Source organism: Pantoea sp. SGAir0175 (genome assembly GCF_043547855.1).
Window position 1 is genome coordinate 1,680,548 of the sequence record NZ_CP028081.1, and the last position, 16,115, is coordinate 1,696,662.

General features: G+C 59.5%; 15 protein-coding genes. 12 read left to right on the forward strand and 3 right to left on the reverse strand.

Translation table 11 applies throughout. The annotated features are described in order from the left end of the window. The first annotated feature begins 30 nt into the window (after window positions 1–30). Window positions 31–1,515 carry a sugar ABC transporter ATP-binding protein gene (locus C1N56_RS07635; protein WP_394517348.1) on the forward strand — a complete coding sequence of 495 codons (1,485 nt, stop codon included), beginning with the start codon at window positions 31–33 and terminating at the stop codon, window positions 1,513–1,515. Window positions 1,516–1,529: 14 nt separating this feature from the next. Next, a complete protein-coding gene (locus C1N56_RS07640; protein ID WP_021509787.1) occupies window positions 1,530–2,561 on the forward strand; it encodes an ABC transporter permease in 1,032 nt (343 codons plus the stop codon). Between the two features lie 122 nt (window positions 2,562–2,683). Here C1N56_RS07640 and C1N56_RS07645 read toward each other — a convergent pair whose 3' ends face one another. Beyond that, window positions 2,684–2,833 (reverse strand): hypothetical protein, encoded by a 150-nt coding sequence (locus C1N56_RS07645; protein WP_155519939.1) that lies wholly within the window; start codon window positions 2,831–2,833, stop codon window positions 2,684–2,686. Window positions 2,834–3,018: 185 nt separating this feature from the next. Between C1N56_RS07645 and nac the strand changes: the two genes are divergently transcribed. The 4 genes from nac (at window position 3,019) to C1N56_RS07665 (ending at window position 8,009) form a co-directional block, all read left to right on the forward strand. Beyond that, the gene (gene nac / locus C1N56_RS07650; protein WP_058757341.1) at window positions 3,019–3,936 is read left to right on the forward strand and encodes a nitrogen assimilation transcriptional regulator NAC; all 918 of its coding nucleotides are present in this window, start codon (window positions 3,019–3,021) and stop codon (window positions 3,934–3,936) included. A 272-nt stretch (window positions 3,937–4,208) separates the two neighbouring features. Further along, window positions 4,209–5,168 (forward strand): HTH-type transcriptional regulator Cbl, encoded by a 960-nt coding sequence (gene cbl / locus C1N56_RS07655; protein ID WP_021509789.1) that lies wholly within the window; start codon window positions 4,209–4,211, stop codon window positions 5,166–5,168. 93 nt (window positions 5,169–5,261) lie between these two features. Next, window positions 5,262–6,101 (forward strand): GNAT family N-acetyltransferase, encoded by an 840-nt coding sequence (locus tag C1N56_RS07660; RefSeq protein WP_394517349.1) that lies wholly within the window; start codon window positions 5,262–5,264, stop codon window positions 6,099–6,101. A 126-nt stretch (window positions 6,102–6,227) separates the two neighbouring features. Further along, entirely contained in the window at window positions 6,228–8,009 is a 1,782-nt protein-coding gene (locus tag C1N56_RS07665) for a thiamine pyrophosphate-requiring protein (protein WP_394517350.1), read from the forward strand. A 68-nt stretch (window positions 8,010–8,077) separates the two neighbouring features. Here C1N56_RS07665 and C1N56_RS07670 read toward each other — a convergent pair whose 3' ends face one another. Together C1N56_RS07670 and C1N56_RS07675 are read right to left on the reverse strand one after the other, a co-directional pair. Then, window positions 8,078–8,530 (reverse strand): transposase, encoded by a 453-nt coding sequence (locus tag C1N56_RS07670; RefSeq protein ID WP_059013045.1) that lies wholly within the window; start codon window positions 8,528–8,530, stop codon window positions 8,078–8,080. A gap of 423 nt (window positions 8,531–8,953) precedes the next feature. Then, a complete protein-coding gene (locus C1N56_RS07675) occupies window positions 8,954–11,119 on the reverse strand; it encodes a putative bifunctional diguanylate cyclase/phosphodiesterase (RefSeq protein ID WP_394517351.1) in 2,166 nt (721 codons plus the stop codon). A gap of 312 nt (window positions 11,120–11,431) precedes the next feature. On the opposite strand from C1N56_RS07675, the gene phnF reads away from it, so the two are divergent. Genes phnF through phnK form a run of 6 tightly spaced genes read left to right on the forward strand, consistent with a single transcriptional unit; the run spans window position 11,432 to window position 15,834 of the window. Beyond that, the gene (phnF, locus tag C1N56_RS07680) at window positions 11,432–12,148 is read left to right on the forward strand and encodes a phosphonate metabolism transcriptional regulator PhnF (RefSeq protein WP_394517352.1); all 717 of its coding nucleotides are present in this window, start codon (window positions 11,432–11,434) and stop codon (window positions 12,146–12,148) included. After that, on the forward strand, window positions 12,145–12,594 hold the full coding sequence (gene phnG, locus C1N56_RS07685) for a phosphonate C-P lyase system protein PhnG (protein WP_275028480.1): 450 nt from the start codon (window positions 12,145–12,147) through the stop codon (window positions 12,592–12,594). The genes phnF and phnG overlap by 4 nt, the downstream gene beginning before the upstream one ends. After that, window positions 12,591–13,166, forward strand: coding sequence for a phosphonate C-P lyase system protein PhnH (gene phnH, locus C1N56_RS07690; RefSeq protein WP_058774784.1), 576 nt, complete (start codon window positions 12,591–12,593; stop codon window positions 13,164–13,166). The genes phnG and phnH overlap by 4 nt, the downstream gene beginning before the upstream one ends. Continuing rightward, entirely contained in the window at window positions 13,166–14,242 is a 1,077-nt protein-coding gene (locus C1N56_RS07695) for a carbon-phosphorus lyase complex subunit PhnI (protein WP_394517353.1), read from the forward strand. Before phnH ends, C1N56_RS07695 begins: the two co-directional genes overlap by 1 nt. Beyond that, window positions 14,235–15,083 (forward strand): alpha-D-ribose 1-methylphosphonate 5-phosphate C-P-lyase PhnJ, encoded by an 849-nt coding sequence (locus C1N56_RS07700; protein WP_021509799.1) that lies wholly within the window; start codon window positions 14,235–14,237, stop codon window positions 15,081–15,083. The genes C1N56_RS07695 and C1N56_RS07700 overlap by 8 nt, the downstream gene beginning before the upstream one ends. Then, window positions 15,073–15,834: a phosphonate C-P lyase system protein PhnK gene (gene phnK, locus C1N56_RS07705; RefSeq protein WP_150360842.1), complete on the forward strand. Its 762-nt coding sequence runs from the start codon at window positions 15,073–15,075 to the stop codon at window positions 15,832–15,834. Before C1N56_RS07700 ends, phnK begins: the two co-directional genes overlap by 11 nt. Window positions 15,835–16,115 lie beyond the last annotated feature (281 nt).

The following is a 16,115-nucleotide window of genomic DNA, read 5'->3' on the forward strand; positions in this document are numbered from 1 at the left end:
GCTCCCCCTTAAGCCGTACGGAGGTGATGTATGACCGCTTTTGCGCTTGAAGCCGAAGGCATCAGCAAGTTCTTCCCCGGAGTGAAGGCACTCGACAATGTCTCACTGCGTATTAAGCCGGGGTCGGTACATGCCCTGATGGGTGAAAATGGCGCGGGCAAATCCACTTTAATGAAATGCCTTATCGGGATGTATCGTCCCGATAAGGGCACCATCCGCATTAAAGGGGAGCCAGTGCAGTTTCAGGACACCATGGACGCGCTGCGTTCCGGCATTTCCATGATTCACCAGGAGCTGAATCTGGTGCCTTACATGACCGTGGCGGAGAATATCTGGCTCGGTCGTGAACCGATGAAATACGGCTTTGTCGATCACGGCAAGCTCAATCAGCAGACGCAGGAACTGCTTAACAAGCTGAATATCCGTCTGAAAGCCGATCGGCTGGTCGGCGAACTCAGCATTGCGTCCCAGCAGATGGTGGAAATTGCTAAAGCGGTGTCGTGGAACTCCGACATCGTAATTATGGATGAACCGACCTCGGCGCTGACGGAAACCGAAGTGGCGCATCTGTTCACCATCATCCGCGACCTGCGTGCCCAGGGCAAAGCCATCATCTATATCAGCCATAAAATGGATGAAATTTTCGCCATCACCGATGAGATCAGCATCTTCCGCGACGGCACCTGGGTCGGCAGCAACAGCACCACCGCCTTTACCCGTCAGTCGCTGATCACCCAGATGGTGGGACGCGAACTGACGCAGCTATTCCCTAAATTCAACAGTGCCATCGGCGAAGAAGTGCTGACGGTGCGCAACCTGACCTGCAAAGACCGCTTTACCGATGTCAGCTTCAACGTGCGCAAAGGCGAGATCCTCGGCGTGGCCGGGCTGGTGGGTGCCGGACGCAGCGAGGTGATGGAGAGCCTGTTCGGCATGGAAAGCTTCGACAGCGGTGAAGTGCTGATTGATGGTGTGCCGGTGAAAATCGATTCGCCGTCAACGGCGATTGAGAAGGGCATGGCGTTCCTCACCGAAGATCGCAAAAAGTCCGGGCTGTTTCTGGTGTTGTCGGTGCTGGAGAACATGAGCATCGTCAATATGCCCGATTACATCGGCAAAAGCGGTTTCGTTAGCCACATGAAGATGGCGCAGGACTGCATGGAGCAGATCCGCAAACTCAATATTAAAACGCCGACCATGGATCAGATCATCAATAACCTCAGTGGCGGTAACCAGCAGAAGGTGCTGATTGCGCGCTGGCTGCTGGCGCAACCGAAGATTCTGATCCTCGATGAACCAACCCGCGGTATTGATGTTGGCGCCAAAGCCGAAATCTACCGCCTGATCAGTGAACTGGCTAACCGTGGCGTGGCCATCATCATGGTTTCCTCTGAGCTGCCGGAGATTCTCGGCATGAGCGACCGGGTGATGGTGATGCACGGCGGACGTATAACCGGCATCCTCGATAAAGAAGAGGCCGACCAGGAAACCATTTTGTCGTTGGCATCCGAGTGAGGCACGAGACCCCTATGAGTAACGTAAAAATAACGGCCCCGCAGGCCACCGAACAGAGTTCTTTCTTCGGCAATCTGCGTCATAAACTGCCAAAAGACACCGGCATCTTTGTCGTGATGTTAGGCATTGCGCTGATTTTTGAAATAGCCGGCTGGTACGTGCGCGACCAGTCATTTCTGCTCAACACCAACCGTTTAGTGCTGATTGTGCTGCAGGTGGCGATCATCGGTATCATCGCTGTCGGCGTCACCCAGGTCATTATTACTACCGGCATCGACCTGTCGTCCGGTTCGGTTATCGCCCTGACGGCGGTGGTTGCCGCCAGCCTGGCGCAGACGTCTGACAGCCTGTCGCCGATGTATCCGTCGCTGGTCAATCTGCCTGCCGCCATCCCGATCGTCGCCGGCATCGGCGTCGGCCTGCTGTGCGGCGTGGTCAACGGCGTATTGATCACCAAAACCGGTATTCCACCGTTTATCGCCACGCTCGGTATGATGGTGTCGGCGCGTGGTCTGGCTCAGTATTACACCCAGGGCAACCCGATCAGCTTCCTGTCGGACGGTTTCACCTCCATCGGTCAGGGTGCGATGCCGGTGATTATCTTCCTGGTGGTCGCCTTCCTGTTCCACATCGCACTCAAACACACCCGCTACGGCAAATATGTCTATGCGATTGGCGGCAACATGACCTCCGCCAAAGTGTCGGGCATCAACGTTAATAAATACCTGATCATCGTGTATACCATCGCCGGGGCGCTCTCGGGTCTGGCGGGAGTGGTGCTGGCGGCGCGCGTCAGCAGCGGCCAGTCGAGCATGGGCATGGCGTATGAACTCGACGCCATCGCCGCCGCAGTTATCGGTGGCAGCAGCCTGATGGGCGGCGTCGGGCGGATTACCGGCACGCTGATCGGCGCAGTGATCCTCGGTTTAATCAAAAGTGGCTTTACCTTTGTTGGCGTCGATGCTTACGTGCAGGACATCATTAAAGGGATGATCATCGTCGCGGCGGTTTCAATCGATATGCACCGCAACCGCAAAAAACGCTAACCCGTTCTGCTCCTCTCTTCCGGGAGAGGAGCAGGGTAAAGGCGGTAATTGCACGCTGCCGGGTTGCCGGCATCGTCAGACACAATAAGTTTTCCCACTGATAGCCACCGCGCAATTTCTCTTTATTCTCCTTTCTGCCCCCGCAATCCGTGCATTTTCTGCCCGTTTTGCACCACAGCAGCACGCGCAGTCATCACTTTTTTGCACATCTGCCTCGCAAATGCTGCACCATCAGGGTGCGTCATCGCCAGCGGATAAACGTTATGGGTCATGTGCGGCACTTATTAACCCATTCGGGGTAATCAGAAACGCTTATTTTCCTGTTCGTTAGGAAAATTCTGGTCAGTGCCCGCCGGGTAAAGATCAAACCTGGCCTGCATATTGCAATTTCTTTGTCACAAGCCAGCAGGCTGAGAACTCATCATTTGGGCATTCGGGGATCCGTGACGGAGGCAATATGAACTTAAGACGACTGAAATACTTTGTAAAAATCGTCGATATCGGCAGCCTGACGCAGGCAGCAGAAGTCCTGCATATCGCACAACCTGCACTCAGCCAACAGGTGGCGACGCTGGAGAACGAACTCGACCAGCAGTTGCTGATCCGCACCAAGCGCGGCGTAACGCCAACCGAAGCCGGTAAAATTCTTTATGCTCACGCACGCACCATCCTGCGCCAGTGTGAACAGGCGCAGACAGCGGTAATCAACGCTGGCCAGGCGCTCAATGGTCAGGTATCGATTGGCCTCGCGCCGGGCACGGCGGCCTCTTCGCTCACCATGCCGCTGCTGCAAACGGTGCGCGAGCAATATCCTGATGTGCTGGTCTATCTGCACGAGAACAGCGGCACTTCACTCAATGAGAAAGTGATGAATGGCCAGCTGGATATGGCCGTGCTGTACGATCGCGCGCCGACTGCCGGTATCAACAGCATTCCGCTGATGAAAGAGGAGCTGTATCTGGTAGGGGCGACGGCCTGTCCGGGTGCTACGGTGGATCTGGCTGACGTGGCGCAGATGAACCTGTTCCTGCCGCGTGACTACAGCGCAGTGCGCAAACGCGTGGACGAAGCGTTCTCGCTGCGTCGTCTGAGCGCGAAAATCATCGGTGAAATTGAGTCGATCTCAACCTTAACCGCGGCGGTGTCGAGCGGCATGGGCGTTACCGTACTGCCGGAATCGGCGGCACGCGCGCTGGTGAGTTCAACGCATGCGTGGATGGCACGCATTAACAGTCCGTCGCTGAATCTGCCGCTGTCGCTGAACGTCTCAGCGCGCCTGCCGCTGTCGCCATCGGCGCAGGCGGTCAAAAATATTCTGCTGTCGCTGCTGAATAAGCCGATGGTGGAGGAGCGCGAACTGATGTTAGTGGGGTGATAGAGAGGTTTTTTCCCTCACCCTAACCCTCTCCCGCCTGCGGGAGAGGGAACCGTCTGGCGCGGCCATCCATCCCGGCACGCCATCTCAATATCGCGCGATCCACTCCCTCTCCCCATGGGAGAGGGCCGGGGTGAGGGCGGCAAATCGCACCCATCCCCAACCCCACGCTTATTACTATTCCGCATAACACACCGTTTTTTATTATTTGTTGCAATCACACCAACTTCATAACATGGACGAAACAGGGGCAGGAAACAGGAGAAAAGGGTGTGAATTTCCAGCAACTTAAAATTATACGCGAAGCGGCCCGTTGCGAATTCAACCTGACAGAAGTCGCCAATACGTTGTTTACCTCACAATCGGGGGTGAGCCGGCATATTCGCGATCTGGAAGATGAACTGGGCGTGGAAATCTTCATTCGTCGTGGCAAGCGGCTGTTAGGCATGACCGAACCGGGAAAAGCGCTGCTGACCATTGCTGAACGCATCCTCGATGAGGCCGGCAAAGTGCGCCGGCTGGCGGATGTGTTTACCAATGAAACCAGCGGCGTGCTGACCATCGCCACCACGCACACCCAGGCGCGCTATAGCCTGCCGCGCGTCATCAAAGCGTTTCGCCAGCTCTATCCCAACGTGCGGCTGGAACTCAATCAGGGTTCACCGCAGGAAATCGTCGCCATGCTGCTGGCCGGTGAGGCCGATGTCGGCATCGCCTCGGAGCAGCTGGTGAATAACACCAGCCTGGCGGCATTCCCGTGGTTCAGCTGGCACCACTCGCTGCTGGTGCCGCACGATCACGAGCTGCTGGCGAATCAGCCGGTCACGCTCGCCAGCCTCAGCCGCCATCCGCTGATCACCTATCGTCAGGGGATCACCGGTCGCTCGCGCGTGGACCGTGCATTCCAGGCTGCTGGCCTTCGCCCGGATATCGTGCTCAGCGCGCAGGATTCTGACGTGGTGAAAACCTATGTCGAACTCGGGCTGGGCGTCGGTATCCTCGCCGATCAGGCATGCGATATTTACGATGGCGAAGACCTGGTGAAGATCGATGCTCACCATCTGTTTGATGCCAACACCGTGTGGCTCGGACTGAAGCGCGGCCAGCTCCAGCGCAACTACGTCTGGCAGTTCCTTGAACTGTGTAACGCTAACCTGTCACTGGAAGAGATCAAACGGCAGGCGCTCTCTTACGAAACCGACGACGAACCCGCCATCGATTTCCAAATCTGAGTTTCCTCTCTGGCCCGGTGCGGGCCTTTTTTATTTGCTTCCGCAAACGGACGTGGCAAGCTGGCGGGCAGAACGCCTCTCAGGGAGAACAGAATGAATTCGATATTGCGCGCCATGACCCTCGCGGACGCCGAAGCGGGTTATCGCCTGACTCAGCAACTGGGCTGGGCGCACCGCCGTGAAGACTGGCAGCAGCTCATCGCCCTGGGTGAAGGCGTGGTGGTTGAGGCGCAGGGCGACTATCTCGGCGGGGCGATTGGCTGGCGCTGGGGGCCGGACGCCGCCACTATCGGTCTGGTGATTGTGAGCGAACAGGCGCGCGGACGCGGTATTGGCCGCCAGGTGATGCAGGCAATGCTGGAAAAATTCTCCGGCTGCAACGTGCGGCTGCACGCCACCGATATGGGGCAGGTGCTGTATGAGAAGCTCGGCTTCCAGGCCTGCGATCGCGTGGCGCAGCACCAGACGCGCGCGCTGGCGCAGCAGCCTGCGGTAATGGTACCGGATGGCGTGACGCTGCGGCCGGCCGTTGAAGCGGATGCCGCCGCCATCGACGCACTGGATTATCAGGCGAACGGGCTGCGGCGAACGCGTCTGCACCAGCAGCTGCTGGCGCAAAGCGTGGTGCTGCAGGATACACAGGGCACGCTGCAGGGGTTTGCCAGTCGCCGCCGCTTTGGACACGGCTGGACCATCGGCCCGGTGATCGCTGACGATGTTGCGGCGGCGCAGGCGCTGGTGTCGCAGCTGATGCAGGATCTGACGCAGCAGTTTGTCCGGCTGGACACGCCCGATGCCCGGCTCGGCGCGTGGCTGCTCAACCTTGGGCTGGCGCAGGTCGATGCGCCTTATGCGATGGTACACGGCACACCGTGGCGGGCGGCACCGAACGGGCCGCAGACTTTCGCGCTGGTCTCGCCTGCGCTGGGTTAACTAAGCGTAACGGCGGTGATTTCTAAGCCAGACGCGGCGAACGTCGCCGAACAGGCGTTATCTATCACATTCCATTTCGTCGGCTACCCTTAACGTTTATTGCAAACGTCTAAGGGAGAGCCCGTCATGAGCAAGAAAACCAGCGATTTCTTTGTTGAACGCCTGCAGGCATGGGGCGTCACGCGCATTTATGGCTATCCGGGCGATGGCATCAACGGCGTGCTGGGCGCTATCCAGCGGGCCAATAAAGCCGGTGCAGGCATCGAATTTATTCAGGTGCGACATGAAGAGATGGCGGCCTTTATGGCTGCCGGTCACGCCAAATTTACCGGTGAGCTCGGCGTCTGTCTGTCGACCGGCGGCCCCGGTGCCACCCATCTGCTCACCGGCCTGTATGATGCCAAAATGGATCACGCGCCGGTGCTGGCGATTGCCGGCCAGGCGGAAACCACCGCGCGCGGTGCCAGCTACCAGCAGGAGATGAATTTAGACCGCATCTTCGCCGATGTGGCGAACTTCGTGCAGGAAGCGGCAGCGCCGGCGCAGGTCCAGCATCTGGTCGATCGCGGCGTGCGCATTGCCAAAGCACAGAACGGCGTCGCGGTGATCATCCTGCCGAAAGATCTGCAGGATGAGAACTGGCAGCCACCGCAGCATGCGCACGGATTTACCCATTCCGGCCCGGGCTATCAGCGGCCAAAGATTGTGCCCTACGACGAGGATTTGCGCCGCGCCGCAGAAGTGCTTAACGCCGGCAAAAAAGTCGCGGTACTGATCGGTGCCGGTGCGCGCGGTGCTGCGGTTGAAGTGGTGCAGATTGCTAATGTGCTCGGCGCGGGCGTGGCCAAAGCGCTGCTGGGCAAAGACGTGCTGCCGGACGATGCACCTTTTGTCACCGGTTCGATCGGCCTGCTCGGCACCAAACCGTCATGGGAGCTGATGCAGAATTGCGACACTTTACTGATGATTGGCAGCGGTTTTCCATGGACCGAATTTCTGCCGCCGGAAGGTAAAGTGCGCGCGGTACAAATCGATATCGATCCGGCGATGCTGGGGCTGCGCTATCCGTGCGAGGTCAACCTGCACGGCGACGCGGCAGAGACCTTGCGCGCGCTATTGCCGTTACTGACGCATAAAGCGGATCGCCACTGGCAGGAGGCGATCGCGGTGCAGGTGCGCGACTGGTGGGCGTTGATGGAACAGCGCGCTATGGCGCCCGCCAACCCGGTCAATCCGCAGCGTGTGGTGTGGGAGATGTCCCCTCAGCTGCCGGAAGATGCAATTGTCACCTCGGACTCGGGCTCCTGCGCCAACTGGTTTGCGCGCGATTATCGGGTGAAGCAGGGCCAGCGCGCCACGCTGTCGGGTGGGCTGGCTTGCATGGGCGCTGCCGTCCCGTTTGCTATCGCCGCGAAATTTGCCTTTCCCACTCAGCCAGTGGTGGCGCTGGTGGGCGACGGAGCGATGCAGATGAACAACCTGGCCGAGCTGATCACCATTCAGAAATACTGGCAGCAGTGGGCCGATCCGCGCCTGATTGTCTGCGTGTTCAATAATCAGGATCTCAATCAGGTCACCTGGGAACAGCGGGTGATGGAAGGCAATCCACGCTTTGAAGCTTCGCAGCAGCTGCCGGACGTGCAATATGCGCGCTTTGCCGATAGCCTCGGTTTGCAGGGCATCTATGTCGACCGGCCCGAAGACCTGGCGGCGGCGTGGCAGCAGGCGCTCAGCGCCACCCGACCGGTAGTGCTGGAGGTGAAAACCGATCCGGAAGTGGCCCCGCTGCCGCCGCATATCACACTTAAGCAGGCCAAAGCTTTCATGTCGTCAATGGCGAAGGGCGACCGCGGCATGGCGCAGGTGATTAGCGACACCGCCAGCCAGTTGCTGCACAGCAAGGGTTAGCGCGCCGTCCTGTTTATGCCCGGGATAACGCCGGGCTACATATTTACTGTTTCACTGTAGGGTGCGCATTAATGCGCACCTGGAATATACAATCGATCTGATTCCCACCGTTTTGCATTATCCATAATATATTTTCGTATATGCAGTAATTCGTTTTCATTGCGGATAACGCGATCGTAGAAGCTGCGTTGCCAGATTTTATATCCTGCCTGGCGCGTGACGCCGCCTTTAAACAAATTAATTATTTGATTGATGGAGCGTTCATTACGTTCCTGTAACCACAGGATGGCATGGAAGTGATTGGGCATCAGCGCAAATGTATCAAGCGTGGCGAAACGCGTCCGGCGCGGAACCTCGTTCCAGGCGGAGATAACGATATTCCCTAAAGGCGAGGCTATCATTATGCCATGATGTATATCGCCAAATAAGGAGCGACGCTGATGACACACCAGCGTTAAAAAATAGGCGCCTGCCGAACGATAATTATAATGCTTCAGGCGGGGATATTTGCGATTTTTCATTATGACCTCCTTGTGCAAAAAGAATGTGCTCCTTTTATTTGCGGAAAGCCATTAGAAGAGGGGAACGTTGGGAGTTGCATTCCAGATATTCAGAGCACGATGAATGGGTTATTTTTAGATGAGTGCGGGGTTTTACCAGGTCGCCATAAATGGCGACCCTACAGGGTAGGGATTGTGTTTGGTCGCCGTAATTGGCAAAACCACAGGACGGTACAAGGTTTTGTAGGGTGCGCATTTATGCGCACCAGGATAATTTTAGATGAGTGCGGGTTTTTACCAGGTCGTCATAAATGGCGCCCCTACAGGGTTGGGATTGTGTTTGTTTGCCGTAAATGGCAGACCCACAGGACGGTTCAAGGTTTTGTAGGGTGCGCATTTATGCGCACCAGGACAAAAACAAACGAATTAAACGCCGTTCTCCCCTCACACCATCCGCTCAATCTCGCTCAACGGCACTGCCCGGCTGAACAAATATCCCTGCAGCTCATTACACCCGGCATCGGCCAGCGCGTTTTTCTGGCCCTCGGTTTCGACGCCTTCGGCGGTGACGGTCAGGCCCATGGCGTGGCCGAGGCGCACCACGGATTCAACAATCGCGGTGGAGTTCTCCGCCACGCCCAGCGACTGGGTAAACGACCGGTCGATTTTAATCTTGTCGACCGGGAACGTGCTGAGATAATTCAGGCTCGAATAACCGGTGCCGAAATCATCCAGCGCGATACGGAACCCGGCGTCGCGCAGCGCGATGATACTGTTGCGCGCTTCGTGTTCATCCTCAATCAACACGCCTTCGGTGATTTCCAGCTCCAGCCGCTGCGGATCGGCTCCTTCCGACTGCACAATCTCAATCATGCGTTCGACAAACCCGCTGGCGCGGAACTGCACCGGCGAAACGTTCACCGCCACAATCACCTGCGGTAACTTCAGGGCGGTTTTGCAGGCCTCGCGCAGCACCCATTCGCCCAGCGGAATAATCATGCCGGTCTCTTCGGCGATGGCGATAAAGTCCGCAGGCGAAACATCGCCGCGCTGCGGATGATGCCAGCGCAGCAGCGCTTCCAGTCCGACAATCTGCTGGCCGCTGATCTCCATCAGTGGCTGATACCACACCGCCAGACCGTCGTACGTGACCAGCGCCTGACGCAGATCCGCCGCTATCTGCTGCCGCGTGCGCAGCGATTCATCCATCACCTTTTCAAACTGACGATACTGACCGCGTCCGCCATTTTTCGCCTCGTACAGCGCTATGTCGGCTTTGCGCATCAGCTCCAGCCGGTCAATGCCATCGCGGGGTGCCAGCGCCAGGCCAATGCTGACGCCTACCCACAGCTCGTTGCCCACCAGCTGATACGGCTCGCCCAGCGCGGCGATGATGCGCTGCGCCAGCGCCTGCACCTGACCGATATTCTCTACCTCCGGCATCACGATGATAAATTCATCGCCGCCAATACGCCCGACGGTATCGCTGGCGCGCACCAGGTGACTCAGGCGGCGCGCCACCTCGATAATCAGGTCATCGCCGGCGTGATGGCCCCAGGTATCGTTAATGATTTTGAAGCGATCCAGATCCAGCAGCAGCAACGCCACGCGCTGGTCGTGACGGGTCGCGGCGGCCAGTGCCTGAGTCAGCCGATCTTCCACCAGCGCCCGGTTCGGCAGTCCGGTCAGCACATCGTGAAACGCCAGATGCTGCGCCTGCGCCTCGCTGGCCCCGAGCTTCAGCAGCGACTGCGATAAATCGAGCGAGGAAGTCCAGATGCGCCGCACCATAAACAGACACAGCAGGGTGATCAGCAGCACCGAAATCAGCGTGGAAGGGCCGAGGGTACGCAACATCTGCGCGCCCGGCTTGTCCGGATCCCAGCTGAGGTAGCCGACGATATCGCCCTGACGCGAGGTCAGCGGATAGCGCGCTTTGTGTTCGTTCTGCGGTACGCCATCGCTAAAGAAGAGCTGCCGCAGCTGACTGCGTTCAGACAGGTTGCGCAGATAGCCATCATCAAGAAACTTAATACTCACCAGCCGGTAGCGCCCGGCCTCGCGCGTGCTGCTGATATCGCCCACCGCCAGCGCTGCCGCACGCTGGCCGATGCGCACAAAATCCGCGCGGTCGGCCGGACCGGGTACCTCATCACTGCTTTGCACCAGTGGCGTCTGCAACAGATCGCGCAGGTACGGCCCGATGCGCAGATCCGCCACCGGCTGGCCGTTGCGCCACACGGCGGTCGGCTGATTGGTGCGGTCAAGCAGCACAATCAGCTGATGATCAAACATATCGTACAGCCAGCTACCGACGTTTTGATTCAGCCATTCGCTGTCCGGCTGCGGCTGCGCCAGTTGATCGGCGAGCGGGGACCAGCGCGTCAGGCTGCGCAGCTGGCGCAGATGTTCACTCAGGCTCTGATTGAACGAGGCGGCGATCATCCGCTGCTGCTGCTCGCGCGCCTCATGGTTGGTGGCCGAGGTGCTCCAGAACAGGCCGAAACCGGCACCGAGAAAAGTCAGCAGCAAAATCGCCACCAGCGGCAGGATCACTTCGCGCAAAAAATTGCGGCGAAAACCGTGCGAAAGTTTGAAGGTGTTTATCATTTTAAGGTTTCGCGCTCCGGGCAGGGCTTACTGAATAAATTAGCAGAATTTACGCAGCCTGCATCTGGTAAGGGAAGCGTTAAAGGCGTGAAACTGCACGCAGTTTTTTTGCGCATAGTCACAAAGGTAACAGTTAAGTGGATTTTATTGAATTGGCAGCCGTCTGGCTGCCATCCTGCTGCCTTAAAGCAAATTCATCCGCACGTCACTGAGCCGTCACGGCACTGTCATCTGTCTCCCGCACTGTAGTCGCCATTCCGCAGCCTCTTCCGCTGCGCCCCTCAACCTGAAACGAATGAGGTATTGAGCGTGATGGAGATATCCAGACATCCGACCACTGTCTATCAGGCGGTTGCCGCCCAGCTGGAGCAGGCGCTGCAGGAACGCTATCGCTGCGGCGATTATCTGCCGTCTGAACAGCAGCTGGCCGATCACTATGCCGTCAATCGCCACACGCTGCGCCGGGCGGTAGATGAGCTGGTGAACAAAGGCCTGCTGCAGCGGCGCCATGGCGTCGGCATCCTGGTGCTGATGCGCCCGTACGAATACCCGCTGCATGCCCAGGCGCGCTTTAGCCAGAACCTGCTGGAGCAGGGCAGTCATCCCACCAGCGAACGGCTGCTGGCGGTACTGCGTCCAGCCAGCAGTGACGTGGCCGCCGCGCTGGGCAGTGACGAGGGTGCCAGCGTCATTCACTTACGCACTCTGCGCCGCGTCAACGGCGTGCCGGTGTGCGTGATCAATCACTATCTGGCCGACCTGCGCTGGTGGCCGGCGCTGCAGACGTTCCAGCACGGTTCCCTGCACGACTTCATGCAGCAGCAGCTCGGCCTGCAGCTGAGTCGCAGTCAGACCCGCATCAGTACCCGCCGCGCACAGGCCAAAGAGTGCAAACAGCTGGAGATTACGCTGCACGCGCCGCTGCTGTGCGTGCGCACCCTGAACACACAGCCGGACGGTCAGGTGGCGGAGTACTCCGTCAGCCTGACGCGTGGCGACATGATTGAACTCACCCTGGAGCACCAATGAAACAGCAAACCGCCCGTCAGCACTGGCTTTCGGTGCTGGCGCACAGTGAAGCCAGCGTGCTGGCCAGCCACTGGCAGTCGCTACAGCTTACACCCGCCTTCGAGCGCCTGCGCCCGGCGGAAACCGGTTTAACCCGTTTGCAGGCGCGCATGGGCGGCAGCGGGAAACGCTTCGTCATGGGCGATGCCACCGTCACCCGCGCGGTGATCAGACTGCACGACGGCACGCTGGGTTTTAGCTATGTGCTGGGGCGCGATAAGGCGCATGCCGAACGCTGCGCGCTGATTGATGCGCTGCTGCAACAGCCGGAAACCCAGGCGCTGCTGCAGGAAAAAATTATTGCCCCGCTGGCGGCACTGCGTGAAGAGCAGCGCCAGCTGCGCGCGCGGGAGATCGCCAGCTCCAAAGTGGATTTCTTTACGCTGGTTCGCGGAGATAACGAATGACATTACTGGCAAGTTTTAACCATCCGGTTGCCGACGCCCAGCGCGCCTTCCGCCGCATTCTCAAAGCGATGAGCGAGCCGGGCGTGATGGTCTCGCTGCCGCTGGCGCAGGGCTGGGGCGATCTCTCCCCGGCCGCAACGGCGGTGCTGCTGACGCTGGTCGATCAGGAGAGCGCGCTGTGGCTGGATCGCCGTGTGGACAGCGATATCCTGCGCAGCAACCTGCGCTTTCACACCGGCGTACCGATTGTCGATGAGCGCGATGCCCCGTTTGCGCTGACCCACGCGGCGGCCAATCCCGATCCCGCCTGCTTCGCTGCCGGTGACAATCTGTCCCCTGAGAAGAGCACCACGCTGATTGTCGAAGTGCCGTCGCTCAACGGTGGGCTGACGCTGCGCCTCTCCGGGCCCGGCCTGCGTGAGCCGCGCGCCATCGCGCCGCAACTGCCGGCCGCCATTCTGACCTATCTGCGTGAGCGCCCGCATCCGTTCCCGCAGGGGGTGGATCTGATTTTCACCTGCGGTGAAGCGATGATGGCGCTGCCACGCACCACCGATGTGGAGGTGTGCTGATGTATGTAGCCGTGAAAGGGGGCGAAAAGGCGATTGCCAGCGCCCATCAGCTGCAGGCCGATCTGCGCCGTGGCGATCGCAGCGTGGCGGAGCTGGGCTGCGATCAGGTGGCGCAACAGATGGGGCTGGCGGTGGACCGGGTGATGACCGAAGGCGGCATCTTTGACACACAGCTGGCGGCCTTAGCCATCAAACAGGCCAGTGGTGATTTGGTCGAGGCGATTTTCCTGCTGCGCGCCTACCGCACCACGCTGCCGCGCCTTGCGGACAGCCTGGCGCTGGAAACCGCGGAAATGCGCATCGAGCGCCGCATCTCGGCAGTTTACAAAGATCTGCCCGGTGGCCAGGTGCTGGGCCCGACCTATGACTATAGCCACCGCCTGCTGGATTTTACCCTGCTGGCCAACGGCGAAACGCCGGCCGCCGCGCGTGACGATCAGGCGCTGGCGCAGCGTTGCCCGCATGTGTTCAGCATGATGACGCGTGAAGGGCTGGCAGCGCGTGAAGAGGATGACGGCAGCGAGCCGTGCGACATCACGCGCCAGCCGCCCGATTATCCGGCGTCACGCGCTGCCCGCTTACAGCAGCTGGTGCGCGGCGACGAGGGTTTTCTGCTGGCGCTTGGCTATTCGACCCAGCGCGGCTATGGCCGCAACCATCCGTTTGCCGGTGAAATCCGCACCGGCTATCTCAGCGTGTCGATCTGCCCCGAAGAGCTGGGTTTTGAGATTGAAATCGGCGAGATCCTGCTGACCGAATGCGAAATGGTCAACGGCTTCACCACCCAGGGCGACAGCGCGCCGCACTTTACCCGCGGCTATGGTCTGGTGTTCGGACGCGCAGAGCGTAAGGCGATGGCGATGGCGCTGGTGGACCGTGCGCTGCAGGCACCCGAGTATCAGGAGCGCATTGCCGGGCCGGCGCAGGACGAAGAGTTCGTACTGTCGCACGCCGATAACGTCGAAGCCGCCGGCTTTGTCTCGCACCTGAAACTGCCGCACTACGTGGATTTCCAGGCGGAGCTGGAGCTGCTGCAGCGGCTGCGCCAACAGCATCAGGAGCAGAATGATGAGTGAGTTAACCGGCTACAACAACGGCTACCTGGATGAGCAGACCAAACGCACCATCCGCCGCGCCATTCTGAAAGCGGTCGCGATCCCTGGCTATCAGGTGCCGTTTGCCGGCCGCGAAATGCCGATGCCGTATGGCTGGGGCACTGGCGGCATCCAGATCACCGCCAGCATTATAGGCGACAGCGACGTGCTGAAAGTGATCGATCAGGGCGCGGATGACACCACCAACGCGGTCTCTATCCGGCGCTTCTTCCAGCGCGTCAGCGGGGCGGCAACCACCGAAGCCACCAAAGACGCCACGCTGATCCAGACGCGGCACCGCATTCCGGAGACGCCGCTTGAAGAGGATCAGGTGCTGATTTTCCAGGTGCCGATCCCGGAGCCGCTGCGCTTTATTGAGCCGCGTGAGACGGAAACCCGCACCATGCACGCGCTGGAGGAGTACGGCATCATGCAGGTCAAGCTGTATGAAGATATTGCCCGCTACGGCCATATCGCCACCACCTATGCCTATCCGGTGAAGGTTAACGATCGCTACGTGATGGATCCGTCGCCGATTCCCAAATTCGACAACCCGAAGATGCACATGATGCCGGCACTGCAGCTGTTTGGTGCCGGACGTGAAAAACGCATTTATGCGCTGCCGCCCTACACCAAAGTGGAAAGTCTTGATTTCGACGATCACCCGTTCAGCGTGCAGAGCTGGGAACAACCCTGTGCGCTGTGCGGTTCGCGCCACAGCTATCTCGACGAAGTGGTGATGGATGATGCCGGTACGCGCATGTTTGTCTGCTCCGATACCGATTTTTGCCACCAGCAGCAGGAACAACAGCATGCACAGTGAACAGCCGCTGCTCGCGGTCAATAACCTGACGCACCTCTACGCGCCGGGCAAAGGTTTTGAAGACGTCAGTTTTGCGCTCTATCCCGGCGAGGTGCTGGGGATTGTCGGTGAATCCGGCTCGGGAAAAACCACGCTGCTGCGCAGCCTGTCGGCGCGTCTGGCGCCACAGCAGGGCAACATTCTTTACCACGGCCGCGATCTGTATCAGCTCAGCGAGAGCGAGCGCCGGCGGTTACTGCGCACCGAGTGGGGCGTGGTGCATCAGCATCCGCTGGATGGCCTGCGTCCGCAGGTGACGGCGGGCGGCAATATTGGTGAGCGTCTGATGGCGATTGGACAGCGCCATTACGGCGACATCCGTAACGAGGCGCTGCGCTGGCTGCGGGACGTCGAAATTCCGGCCAACCGCATCGACGATCTGCCCACCACCTTTTCCGGCGGCATGCAGCAGCGTTTGCAGATTGCGCGCAACCTGGTGACGCAGCCGACGCTAGTGTTTATGGATGAGCCGACCGGCGGGCTGGATGTTTCGGTACAGGCGCGCCTGCTGGATCTGCTGCGCACGCTGGTACGCGAACTGAATCTGGCGGTGATTATCGTCACCCACGATCTCGGCGTCGCGCGTCTGCTGGCGCACCGCCTGCTGGTGATGAAGCAGGGCAAAGTGGTGGAGAGCGGGCTCACCGACCGGGTGCTCGACGATCCGCACCATCCGTACACCCAGCTGCTGGTTTCATCGGTGCTGGCATAGAACACGCTGGCGGTGCGCATTAATGCGCACCCTACAGGGCTGTCACCCGCGTGGCGACCGTGCGGCGCTGGTGGTGCGCATTAATGCGCACCCTACAGGTCTGCCACCCGCGTGGCGACCGTGCGGCGCTGGCGGTGGGCATTAATGCGCACCACAGGGCTGTCACCCGCATGGCGACCGTGCGGCGCTGGCGGTGCGCATTAATGCGCACCCTACAGGTCTGCCACCCGTATGGCGAACGTGCGGCGCTGGCGGTGCGCATTAATGCGCACCCTACACGC